Here is an 11,285-nt window from a genome sequence, read left to right as displayed (position 1 = left end):
GCCAGTAGTTCCTTTGATGATATTCATTAATTTACTAGGAGAATATCTGGGAAGTGCCGATAGAAAAAGATGTATATACTCAGGCATTATTTCTATAGATAGTACTTCAAAACTATGCTCGATAGCCAGTTCATCGATAGCATTTATTATTATATTTTTTATCTCTTTATTATCCAAAATATTTTTTCTATATTTAGGAATCCATACAAAATGATAGTTTAAAAGAAACTTTGCATGTCTTGTACTTTTATAGGTATTCATAAGTTAAAACCCCTTAATAATAGTTATTAACAATATTATATCATAAAAGGGGTTCGTATTCAAGAAACATATTAAATAATTTTAATTTTCAAGTCGATTTAAAATTAAAATAGCCGATTCATCCCCGCCCATTAACATAGGCAAGGCTTTCTCGGCTAAGTTCGGTAAGAAATAAAATAAAGCTCTGGTTGATAATCCAGAGCTTTTAGAATATTTTAATAAAAACAAGCTAATTCAGTCAACTATACCTTGCTAACTTTCTATCTGATAGCATCCTTAAGTTCTTTAACCAGCTTCCCTACTTCAGCTAACATAGCCTCTCTATTATCCAAATTATCCTTAATTCGATCTATAATAGCACTACCTACCACTACCCCTTCAGCATGCTTAGCCACTTGCGCAGCCTGCTCGGAAGTAGAGATGCCAAAGCCAACCGCCAGAGGAAGTTCACTATAATTCCTCACTCTAGTTAAAAACTCCGTCAGATTAGGAGCTAACTCACTTCTAGCTCCAGTCACTCCAGTTAAAGAAACACAGTAGATAAAGCCTCTACTGGCCTGATTAACTAACTTAATCCTCTCGATATCACTAGTCGAAGCCAACAAGAAAATAGTTGCCAACTTTCCCTCTTTTAACTCCTCTAGCTTTTCACTCTCCTCCGGCGGTAAATCAGGGATAATTAAGCCGTCCACTCCTACCTCTTCCGCCTTAGCAACAATCTTTTCAAAACCATACTTATAAAAAGAGTTATAATAACCCATTAAGATCAAAGGAATCTCCGTCTTTTCTCTCAATCTAGCCACCAAATTAAATATTCCATCTAAGTCTGTCCCGGCCTGTAAAGCCCGCTGTGAAGCCTGCTGAATAGTAGGCCCGTCTGCCAAAGGATCAGAATAAGGCACTCCTAACTCTATCATATCGGCTCCCGACTCTGCCAACTGCTCCACCAAAGCTTCCGTAGCCTCTAAACTAGGATCACCAGCAGTAATATAGGGAATAAAAGCAGTCTCATCCTCCAAAGCCAACTCTCCAAACTTCTTTTCAATCCGATTCATTATAACTCCACCTCCAGCTCTTTAGCTATGGCCTGCACATCTTTATCGCCTCGACCTGATAAGTTAAATATTATAATCTGTTCTGAATCCAGTTGAGGAGCTAACTCCCTCAAATAAGCCACAGCATGAGCGCTCTCCAAAGCAGGAATAATCCCCTCTACCTCAGAAAGAAGCTGGAAGCCTTCTAAAGCTTCTTCATCTGTAACTGCCACGTACTCCGCGCGTTGGGAGTCCTGATAATAACTATGCTCCGGGCCCACCCCTGGATAGTCCAAACCAGCCGAAATAGAGTGAGCGGGAATAATTTGACCATAATCATCCTGAAGAATATAGCTCATAGCCCCGTGTAAAACTCCGGTACTCCCAGCCGTCAAAGAAGCAGCATGCTCGCCAGTCTCCAAACCTCTACCAGCAGCCTCCACTCCCACAAAGTTCACCTCATCATCTGCAAAAAACGGGTGAAAAAGTCCGATAGCATTACTTCCTCCGCCTACACAGGCTACTAAATAATCCGGAAGTTTTCCTTCTAATTCCAAAATCTGCTCTCGAGCCTCTTCCCCGATCACAGCCTGAAAATCTCTAACGATCTCCGGATAAGGATGCGGGCCCACTACCGAACCAATAATATAATGAGTATGCTCTACATTAGTCACCCAGTCTCTAATCGCTTCATTAGTAGCATCCTTAAGCGTCTGACTCCCCGAAGTAACCGGAACCACCTCCGCTCCTAAAAGCCGCATGCGGAACACATTCAGACTCTGCCGTTCAATATCCTCCAGGCCCATATAGATCTCACAGTCCAGATCAAAGATAGCCGCTGCCGTAGCAGTAGCTACCCCGTGTTGTCCAGCGCCAGTCTCAGCTATAATCCGTTCTTTTCCCATGCGCTTAGCCAACAAAATCTGTCCAATGGTGTTATTAACCTTATGCGCTCCAGTGTGATTCAAATCCTCGCGCTTTAAGTATATCTTAGCTCCACCTAGCTCCTTAGTTAATCTCTCCGCATAATAAAGTGGAGTCTCTCGACCTACATAGTCACTTAAATAAGAGTCTAACTCCTTATTAAAGTCAGGATCATCTTTATACTTTCGATAAGCCGCCTCCAATTCATCCAAAGCTGCAATTAAAGTCTCCGGTACATATCTGCCACCAAATTCTCCGTAATATCCTTTCATTGTCTAACCTCCTAAGTGCAATTAATAGTTTACAGTTAATAATTAAATAATTAAGTTCAAGATCTAAAAACAAATCAATATCGTTCTATTGTTTCATGGCGCAGTAGGTCAAATGGATGTTTAACACTAGAAAAGTTTATTTTAGTACTTCTAAGACTCATCTCCACTCAAATAAAAGCACCACCCAGCCTAAAAATCAAGGCTGGTTGTGAACCAGTGAAACTTTCTGCTATTGAACACGAAAATATCTACCGGGTTCCGCTAATTTTAATTAGGAAAATTTGCTAAACCAGCTTTTATTTGAGCTCCGATTCGTCAAGAAGCACTAAAAAATAAACTTTAATATCGCTTATAAACACCCATTTGACCGTGCTGATAACGAAAAATTGGTTTTGTGTTGCTGCGCTAACATAATTTCGCTCATTATTATAACAATATTCTAATAGCCAAACTATGCTTCTGAACTTATCTCTTAAGGTTTAGTCAGAACTTAGTCAGATTTTAGTCTGTGTCCAGTAGATTTTAATCTTTTGAACTTTATCTATCCTCTATCCTCTGTCCTTTATACGCTGTTAACCTGATTCACTAACTCCACCAATCTATCATGATCCTTAACTCCCGGCTCCTTTTCTACTCCACTACTGACATCAACTCCATAAGGAGCCACATCACGAATAGCGCTGACTATATTCTCTGGCTTCAGACCACCAGCCAGAATAATCGGGCCCGCCTCCTTCGCCTGCTCAGCTAAATTCCAATTAAAGGTTTCTCCCGTTCCTCCGGCCTGGCCAGCTACATAAGTATCTAAAAGATAAGCAGTTACTACCTCAGCATACTCTTTTAACTCAAGCAAAGGCAGTTGATCTTTAATCCTAAAAGCCTTAACTACTGTTAAGTTAGCAAACTCTTGACAGTACTCCGGACTTTCACTACCGTGCAGTTGAACTGTATCTAAGCCACAATAGCTAACTATCTCCTTTACCTTAGCTAACTCCTCATCTACAAAGACCCCTACCTTATTAATAAAAGGGGGTAAGTTATCAACTATCTCCTTTACTCTTTCTGGACTTACCTGACGAGGACTGGCAGCTAAAATAAAACCTAAACTATCTACCCCTTGTTCTACTGCCCGCAGAGCATCCTCTAAATTAGTAATTCCACAGATTTTAATTCTAGTCATTTAAATCGAACTCCCAGTTAAATTTAATTCCTCAATCTTCTTAGCCAAATCTGCGCTACGCATCAAGGCTTCGCCTACTAAAATACCATCGATTCCTTGGGCTGCTAGCAGCTCTACATCATCACCAGAGCTAATCCCGCTTTCACTGACTGTTACTCTATCTTCAGGCAATAACTCTTGCAAATCTAAAGTCTGTTGAATATCGGTTTCAAAAGTAACTAAGTCCCGATTATTGATCCCGATTATCTCCGCTTCGGCTTCTACAGCCTGCCTTAACTCATCCTCGCTGTGTACCTCTACCAGAGCAGCCAAACCTAAATCTTCAGCTAAACTCAATAGCTCCTGCAACTTCTCAAAGCTCAACACCGCCACTATCAGCAGCACTGCATCGGCTCCGGCTGCCTGGGCTTCATAGAGCTGATAAGGATCTACTATAAAGTCTTTACGCAATAAAGGTAGCTTTACCTGCTCTTTAATTGCTGTTAAATAGTCCAAGCTACCCTGAAAGTACTTACTATCGGTTAAAACCGAAATAGCTGCTGCTCCATACTCTTCATAAGCGGAGGCTATCTGCACCGGATTAAAGTCCTCCCTGATCACTCCCTTAGAAGGAGAAGCCTTTTTAACCTCGGCTATCAAACTCATACCCGGCTCTAGCAAAGCTGTTTTAAAGTCCTTAATCTCACTAGGTGCTCTCAACTTAGCTTTTAATTCAGCTAAGCTAACTTCATCTTTTTGGGCTGCTACTTCTTGTTTAGTATTCTCAATAATTTTTTCTAAGAACATTTTTATCCCCTTTTCTGATTTGTATAGTCAATTAATAGGTTCAGCTTTTCTAAAGCCTGCCCGGAATCTATTACTTGGGCTGCCAACTCTACCCCAGCCTCTAAGTCTTCAACCTGGTCGGCTACCAACAAAGCTGCGGCACTATTTAACAAGATAATATCTCGTTTAGGACCCTGCTTACCTTTCAAAATATCCAAAGCAATATCTGCATTTTCCTGAGCCGTACCCCCCTGAATGTCCTCTACCTCAGCTACATTTAAACCTAAGTCCTCGGGGTGAACCTCTGAATTTTCTACCTCACCACCCGCTTTCAAATAACTAACCTTAGTCTTACCTAGATTGGAAAGCTCATCTAAACCGCCCGCTCCATGCACCACAAAGGCCTTTTCTACTCCTAAGTTAGCTAATACCTTAGCTAATACTTCAGTTAACTTTGGATCATAAACTCCTAGTACCTGTCGTTGGGCCCGCGCCGGATTAGTCAAAGGTCCTAAAATATTAAAGACCGTCCGCACTCCAATCTCTTTTCTGGGCCCAATAGCATGCTTCATTGCTTTATGAAAAAGCGGCGCATATAGAAAGCCAATCCCGATCTCATCTACTGCCTCAGCTACTTCTTCAGCAGTCAACTCCAAATTAACTCCCAAAACTTCCAGCACATCGGCACTACCACTTTTGCTGGAAACGGAACGATTACCGTGCTTAGCTACCGGTACTCCTGCTCCTGCTACCACAAAAGCCGTAGTAGTAGAGATATTAAAAGTACCTACTCCATCACCGCCAGTACCACAAGTATCCACTACTAAGTCCGCTTCCGGCTGCACAGCCAATGCCTTCTGCCGCATAATCTGCGCTGCTCCGGTAATCTCCTCCACCGTCTCGCCCTTCATTCGCAAAGCAGTAATAAAGCTCCCTACCTGAGCTGCAGTAGTCTCCCCGCTCATTATTAAGTCCATTGCTTCTCTCATCTCTGCTACTTCCAAATTCTCTCCGGCCACTATCCGCTTGATTAATTTTTTCATCTTACTCAGCTCCTCTCATCTATTATCAACTTACTCTTTTCCATTAGCCATCTCAACAGCCTTAATTAAGGCTTCTGCTTTATTCAAAGTCTCCTGATACTCAAACTCCGGTTCGGAATCGGCTACAATCCCGGCTCCAGCCTGCACATAGACCTGATCTCCTTTAAACATCATCGTCCGAATAGTAATACAGCTATCCAAATTACCACCGAAGCCAAAGTAACCGATAGCTCCAGCATAGGGCCCACGCGCCGTAGGCTCCAGTTCAGCTATAATCTCCATAGCCCTGATCTTGGGTGCTCCCGAAACCGTACCTGCGGGAAAGCAGGAAGCTAAGGCCGAAAATCCACTTAAATCTGCCTTTAATTCCCCCTTCACATTGGAAACCAGATGCATCACGTGAGAATACTTCTCTACCTCCATAAACTGATCCACCTCTACGCTCCCAAACTCACTAACTCGACCTACATCATTTCTACCTAAATCGACTAACATAGTATGTTCAGCCCGTTCCTTGCGATCATTTAACATCTCCTCAGCCAACGCTTGATCTTCCTCTTGATTCTCACCGCGCCTTCTCGTCCCTGCAATAGGCCTATTTTCAACTACGCCGTCCTCCACTCTAACCAACATCTCCGGCGAAGAACCCACTAACTTTAAATCAGCAAAATTAAGATAATACATATAAGGAGAAGGATTAATCCGCCTTAAAGTACGATAAACAGCAAAGGAATCGGCCTTACTTTGCAGTTGCAAACGCTGGGAAAGCACTACCTGAAAGATATCTCCGGCCTTAATATACTCCTTAGACTGCTCAACCATCTCCATAAACTCTGTTTTAGTTAAGTTAGACTGCACAGCCATTTCAGACTCTTGAGTATCGGTAATATGCTTTACCTCACCCCTTGCCAAAGGCTGCTTTAACTTAGCCACTATTTTATCGATCTTCTTAATAGCCTGCTGATAAGCCTGCTGGGGATCTGACTCCACAAAAGTATTAGCTACCACCTTGATTTTGTGTTTAACGTGGTCAAAAATCAAAATTGTATCGGTTAATATAAAGATACTATCAGGCAGCCCTAAGTCAGACTCTCGACGGGGAATATCCTCAAAAGAAGTAGCCATTTCGTAACCTAAGTAACCTACCGCTCCGCCAAAAAATCTAGGCAGTCCTTCTACTTCTACTGGTTGATAAGCAGCTAAGATCTGGTCTAACTTAGTTAGCGGCTCTTCAGTAACCTGCTCTTCCACTTGCCCATCTTCTTCAATACTAACCTTACCTTGCTGATACTTAAAGACTAAAAAAGGATCACCGCCAATAAAGGAGTAACGACCTACCTTCTCGCCTCCTTCTACACTTTCCAGCAGATAAGAGTATTCACTATCTCCCAACTTTTTAAAAGCTGAAACAGGAGTCTCCATATCAGCTACTACCTCAGTATAAACTGGAATTAAGTTCCCTTCTTCAGCCTTAGCCATAAACTGCTCTCGATTAGGATAATACATCTTTTACTTCCCTTCTTTTCATGAATAACTCGGTCAATAGATTTAACTCTCCTACTAACTCCTGCAAGTCAGCACAGCTCAAAGCTTCAACTCCAGTTGAACTTGCTGGCCCAGCTAAATTAACTAATACTCCATCGCCTCCGGCTACAATTCCGGCTTTAGCTAAAGGAGTTATCAACTCCTGCTGACTAACAGCATCGCTAGGCTCTACAATTATTGGCAGATGACTTAAATTCTTAACTGTAGGCACCGCACTGATATCCAAAATATTTTCACTACCTTCCTGAAAGCTCCTAACTCCTCGCTCACAAAGAACTACCTGACGATTACCAGCTTCCAAAATATATTCGGCTGCTAATAACCATTCCTTAATAGTAGCACTCATGCCTCGCTTTAAAAGTACCGACACTTCAGCCTGACCCAATGCCTTTAATAAGGGATAATTTTGCATATTCGGAGCTGCCACTTCAATTAAGTCCACGTACTCCACTGCTAAATGAATATGCCGAGGGTCCATCACCTCAATTCCAACTGCTAAATCCGTAGCCTCTCTTATTTGGGCTAATAATTCTAAACTCTGCTTACTTAAATCGGGCCCGGTGTAAGGAGAATCTAAGCTTTTAGCTACTCCACCTATTAAGATTTCTCCTCCAGCCTCTTTGATAGTCCGAGCAGTATTAATTAACTGCTCTTTGTCTTCAACAATCTCTAGCGAGACCACAGTCACCGGCGATTTTTTTCCCACCTCAACTCTACCAATCTGCACTGTACTCCTTTTTAAACCTTTTCTCTTTCCAGCCAAAGGATATAGTTCTTTAGCAGGCTGACTCATCTCTACTCAACTCCCCCTTAAAAATTAAAAAACCCGACTCCTTAGAGTCCGGTTTAGATAAATCTCACTAGTAAAGCAATCTAGACATAAAAATCCCTAGATTAAAAGCTTTACTCATCTCATCTTTACTCATCTAAACTCGGCTCGGCTAAACTCATCTCTAATATCAAGTTTTAAATTCTCTACTTACTTAACTCAGCTCTCAGCTATCTCTTTACAATCTATCTCTAAAATCTATTAAGTACCTGACTCTACTTCCCCGTGCTTAGTAATAATCTCCGCTTTACCTCTAATCTTAATAGCAGAAGTATGCTTAGTAAACTGAGCCATCATTACTTCCCCAGCATCCAGCTTTTCAGTATGATGAAACTCCGTCTTCTCACCGCGAGTCAAACCAATAATAGTAACTCCATCCTCCAAAGCTTTAATCACTACGTACTCTTCGCCTACAATCGGCTCCATTAAAAAATCCTCCTATCCTAGCTCACTTCTTCTAATCTTAAAACAACTCAGCTCAGCTCTTCAAATCTATACCTAATGATAATACAGCAGCTAAACATTGTCAAGTACAATTAAGCAAAATCAGCTTAAAACACTGTAATAATCCCAGCACTCAATAGAGTGATTGCTATTCCAGCAATTAAAACTCCGGTACTGATAGCTAAAAAAGCCCACTTGAATCTAATCTTAAAAATAGTTGCTGCTAAAGAAGCAGTCCAAGCTCCAGTAGTAGGTAAAGGAACTGCCGTAAAAAAGATCAAACCGATAGCTCCGTACTTTTTAACCCGGTCACTTTTGCGAAGGGTCCGCGCATAAAGCCATTCAAAAAATCTATCAAAAATAGGAACTTTACGCAGAAGCTCAGTAACTGGATCTAAGAGTATTAACAAAGGCATAACTGGAACTAAATTACCAATAAAGGCTAGCCAAAAAGCTTGCATAGGACTTATCCCCCAAGAAACAGCTAGGGGAATAGCTCCCCGCAGTTCAGTTACCGGCAACATAGCTGCTATGAAAATAGCAAATTCTCTTGAAATCAAGTTTCGAATCCATAAAAATAACTCTTCCAATTTTCATACCTCCAATATATCTAAATATACTTTAACAGTCCTTCCTCCTTAATCGATAAATTCTCCGGCCGATCTTGATCGACTAGCCGTCCTTCTTTTAAAACCAGCACCTCATCAGCCAGACTTTTAGCTTGATAAAAGTTATGAGTAACTACCAAAACACTTACTCCTTTTTCCACCTCTTCGGCAATAATTTCTTCTACTAGATTTATACTATCGATATCAAGGCTGGTATTAGGTTCATCAATAAAGATCAGCTCCGGCTCTGCAACCAAAGTTCTGGCAATAGAAACTTTTTGTTTCTCTCCTCCGGATAGTTGCTTAGCGTTCTTATTAGCTAGTTTATTAATATTTAATCTAGTTAATGCTTCACCAACTTTAGTATTTATTTTTTCCTCACTTAAATCCCTGAACTTTAAACTTAAAGCAATATTTTCATAAACTGAAGTATTATACAGCAAAGGATCTTGCCAAATAAAGCCAATTTTGCGACGAACTGCTAATCTATTCTTAGCAGTAACCAGTTCTCCTTGAAAGTATATTTTGCTTTGTTTACACTCTTCTAATTGACTTAGGATTTTAATTAGAGTGCTTTTACCACTGCCATTAGGGCCCATCAAAGCTAAAACAAGCCCTTCTTCAATTACTACTTCCTCAATATCAAGTATCTTTTCTTCTCCATAATACTTAACTATATTTTCCCCGGAAATAATAGCTGCTGCCATTAAGTATCACCTGCCTGAAAACTGTGCAAAATAAGATTGATCACCAAAGAGAGCGACATTAAAATAATTCCTAAAGAAAGGGCAAAGCCAAACTCTCCCCGACTGGTCTCTAAAGCAATAGCTGTAGTTAAAGTCCTAGTTACTCCGCGGATATTGCCACCGATCATCATTGAGATTCCTACCTCTCCAACTACCCGTCCAAAAGCGGTAATTACTGCTCCTAAGATTCCAAATCGGATTTCCTTTAATAAAATAAATAAAGCCTGTTTTTTAGAAGCACCTAAGGAAAGAGCCGTCTTAATAATCTGTTCTTCGGATTCTAAAATAGTATTTAAAGACAAGGTAGTAATAATAGGCAAAGCGAGTATCACCTGACCAATTATAATTCCTTGGGGAGTAAATAATAGATTTAAGCCCCCTAAGGGCCCGCGGTTAGATATAAAAGTAAAAACCAATAGTCCAATCACTACCGTTGGTAAGCTCAATAAAGTATTTAGAACTGTAATAAGTAAGCCCTTGCCTTTAAAATCATACTGACTAATCAAAAAACTGAAGGGAATTCCTAAGCAAGCAGCTAAAAAAGTAGAAAAAGAAGCTAAAAAAAACGAAAGCATAGCTACCTCTAACACTTCCGTATCTAAGGCTAAGATCAGTCTTAAAGCTTCACTAAATCCTTGTATAATATAGTCCAATATCTATCTTCCTTTCTCAACTTTAAAGGTCTTTAACTGGATTAAATAGTCTCTGCTCAGCAATAGTATATTCCTGAATAATCTGCTGAGCTGTTGGGGATAAAAGATACTCCGTAAATATTTTAGCTCCTTGATAGTTAATATCAGCATGTATTTCTGGATTAACGCTTAAAACTGAGTAAGGATTAAAAAGCAAAGGATCATCTGCCAACAAAATCTCTAAATCAAGCTGTTCTTTAAAGGTCAAATAAGTACCTAAATCAGTCAAAGTATAAGCTTGCTTTTCGTCAGCTACTACCAAGGTAGAACCCATCCCCTGTCCTGTCTCTTGATACCAGCTTCCTTTAGCTTCAATATCAGCCTCCTCCCACAGCTCTAACTCTCTTAAGTTAGTCCCGGAAGAATCTCCGCGAGAAATAAAAGTAACTTCTTGAGCAGCCAGCTCTCTAAAAACTGCTACTGCTCCTGGGCTTCTTTTGATATTGGCTGGATCTTTGTTAGGGCCTACTAATACAAAGCTATTATCCATTATCTTCTCTCTATTAACTCCGTAACCTTGCTCCATAAATTCTAGTTCTGCTGACTCAGCATGAGCCAATAAAACATCAGCATCACCGCTTTTACCTAACTCTAAAGCCTTACCCGTCCCTACTGCTATTACATCCACTCGAATATCATTTTCCACTTCAAAAGGAGGAATTAACTCTGCTAACAAACCAGAATTTTCAGTGCTAGTAGTAGTAGCTAAAATCAGTCTTTCAGTACCGTCCCTTTGAAAAGCATTTTGAATACTATCAAAGCCTATCCTGCCAATAACTAAACTAAAAGTTAAGATTACCATAATTATAATCAATGCTTTATTATTTTTTAGCATAACTAAACACCTCATTAGTAAATCAAATACTTGACATCCTCCCCGCCCGTTCCTTGCGTCACGAACGAGGATTCCTAAAAGAAACTTACGAGGTTGCTATCTGATTA

Annotated in this window: 13 protein-coding genes; all 13 read right to left on the bottom strand. The window is 40.5% G+C overall.

The features are described 5' to 3' along the window. On the bottom strand, positions 1 to 261 hold a 261-nt coding region (tnpA, locus tag MWH30_RS12570), incomplete at its 3' end, for an IS200/IS605 family transposase (RefSeq protein ID WP_248664442.1). A 260-nt stretch (positions 262 to 521) separates the two neighbouring features. After that, complete coding sequence (trpA, locus tag MWH30_RS12565) at positions 522 to 1,316, bottom strand: tryptophan synthase subunit alpha (protein WP_248664441.1); 795 nt, start codon at positions 1,314 to 1,316, stop codon at positions 522 to 524. Continuing rightward, on the bottom strand, positions 1,316 to 2,491 hold the full coding sequence (trpB, locus tag MWH30_RS12560; protein ID WP_248664440.1) for a tryptophan synthase subunit beta: 1,176 nt from the start codon (positions 2,489 to 2,491) through the stop codon (positions 1,316 to 1,318). The genes trpA and trpB overlap by 1 nt, the downstream gene beginning before the upstream one ends. A gap of 562 nt (positions 2,492 to 3,053) precedes the next feature. Then, complete coding sequence (locus tag MWH30_RS12555) at positions 3,054 to 3,671, bottom strand: phosphoribosylanthranilate isomerase (protein WP_248664439.1); 618 nt, start codon at positions 3,669 to 3,671, stop codon at positions 3,054 to 3,056. After that, a complete protein-coding gene (trpC, locus tag MWH30_RS12550) occupies positions 3,672 to 4,457 on the bottom strand; it encodes an indole-3-glycerol phosphate synthase TrpC (RefSeq protein WP_248664438.1) in 786 nt (261 codons plus the stop codon). It lies immediately after the preceding gene. 2 nt (positions 4,458 to 4,459) lie between these two features. Then, complete coding sequence (trpD, locus tag MWH30_RS12545) at positions 4,460 to 5,479, bottom strand: anthranilate phosphoribosyltransferase (protein ID WP_248664437.1); 1,020 nt, start codon at positions 5,477 to 5,479, stop codon at positions 4,460 to 4,462. A gap of 30 nt (positions 5,480 to 5,509) precedes the next feature. Further along, complete coding sequence (gene trpE / locus MWH30_RS12540) at positions 5,510 to 6,985, bottom strand: anthranilate synthase component I (protein ID WP_248664436.1); 1,476 nt, start codon at positions 6,983 to 6,985, stop codon at positions 5,510 to 5,512. After that, entirely contained in the window at positions 6,972 to 7,817 is an 846-nt protein-coding gene (locus MWH30_RS12535) for a 3-deoxy-7-phosphoheptulonate synthase (protein ID WP_248664435.1), read from the bottom strand. Before MWH30_RS12535 ends, trpE begins: the two co-directional genes overlap by 14 nt. A 237-nt stretch (positions 7,818 to 8,054) precedes the next feature. Beyond that, complete coding sequence (mtrB, locus tag MWH30_RS12530) at positions 8,055 to 8,279, bottom strand: trp RNA-binding attenuation protein MtrB (RefSeq protein WP_248664434.1); 225 nt, start codon at positions 8,277 to 8,279, stop codon at positions 8,055 to 8,057. Positions 8,280 to 8,404: 125 nt separating this feature from the next. Further along, the gene (locus MWH30_RS12525; RefSeq protein ID WP_248664433.1) at positions 8,405 to 8,887 is read right to left on the bottom strand and encodes a COG2426 family protein; all 483 of its coding nucleotides are present in this window, start codon (positions 8,885 to 8,887) and stop codon (positions 8,405 to 8,407) included. A 20-nt stretch (positions 8,888 to 8,907) separates the two neighbouring features. After that, positions 8,908 to 9,612, bottom strand: coding sequence for an ATP-binding cassette domain-containing protein (locus tag MWH30_RS12520; RefSeq protein WP_248664432.1), 705 nt, complete (start codon positions 9,610 to 9,612; stop codon positions 8,908 to 8,910). Next, positions 9,612 to 10,304 carry an ABC transporter permease gene (locus MWH30_RS12515; protein ID WP_248664431.1) on the bottom strand — a complete coding sequence of 231 codons (693 nt, stop codon included), beginning with the start codon at positions 10,302 to 10,304 and terminating at the stop codon, positions 9,612 to 9,614. The genes MWH30_RS12520 and MWH30_RS12515 overlap by 1 nt, the downstream gene beginning before the upstream one ends. A 22-nt stretch (positions 10,305 to 10,326) precedes the next feature. After that, positions 10,327 to 11,178, bottom strand: coding sequence for an ABC transporter substrate-binding protein (locus tag MWH30_RS12510; protein WP_248664430.1), 852 nt, complete (start codon positions 11,176 to 11,178; stop codon positions 10,327 to 10,329). Positions 11,179 to 11,285 lie beyond the last annotated feature (107 nt).

Source organism: Fuchsiella alkaliacetigena (assembly GCF_023227765.1).
In the GTDB taxonomy this organism is placed as follows: domain Bacteria; phylum Bacillota; class Halanaerobiia; order Halobacteroidales; family Acetohalobiaceae; genus Fuchsiella; species Fuchsiella alkaliacetigena.
Note: the sequence above shows the minus strand (reverse complement) of the source record. Positions and strands in the feature narration are given on the sequence as shown.

What these genes read in the sequence shown, in the direction of transcription:
- trpA (WP_248664441.1), bottom strand. Translation starts at nt 1,316, where the DNA reads ATGAATCGGATTGAAAAGAAGTTTGGAGAGTTGGCTTTGGAGGATGAG.
- trpB (WP_248664440.1), bottom strand. Translation starts at nt 2,491, where the DNA reads ATGAAAGGATATTACGGAGAATTTGGTGGCAGATATGTACCGGAGACT.
- MWH30_RS12555 (WP_248664439.1), bottom strand. Translation starts at nt 3,671, where the DNA reads ATGACTAGAATTAAAATCTGTGGAATTACTAATTTAGAGGATGCTCTG.
- trpC (WP_248664438.1), bottom strand. Translation starts at nt 4,457, where the DNA reads ATGTTCTTAGAAAAAATTATTGAGAATACTAAACAAGAAGTAGCAGCC.
- trpD (WP_248664437.1), bottom strand. Translation starts at nt 5,479, where the DNA reads ATGAAAAAATTAATCAAGCGGATAGTGGCCGGAGAGAATTTGGAAGTA.
- trpE (WP_248664436.1), bottom strand. Translation starts at nt 6,985, where the DNA reads ATGTATTATCCTAATCGAGAGCAGTTTATGGCTAAGGCTGAAGAAGGG.
- MWH30_RS12535 (WP_248664435.1), bottom strand. Translation starts at nt 7,817, where the DNA reads ATGAGTCAGCCTGCTAAAGAACTATATCCTTTGGCTGGAAAGAGAAAA.
- mtrB (WP_248664434.1), bottom strand. Translation starts at nt 8,279, where the DNA reads ATGGAGCCGATTGTAGGCGAAGAGTACGTAGTGATTAAAGCTTTGGAG.
- MWH30_RS12520 (WP_248664432.1), bottom strand. Translation starts at nt 9,612, where the DNA reads ATGGCAGCAGCTATTATTTCCGGGGAAAATATAGTTAAGTATTATGGA.
- MWH30_RS12510 (WP_248664430.1), bottom strand. Translation starts at nt 11,178, where the DNA reads ATGCTAAAAAATAATAAAGCATTGATTATAATTATGGTAATCTTAACT.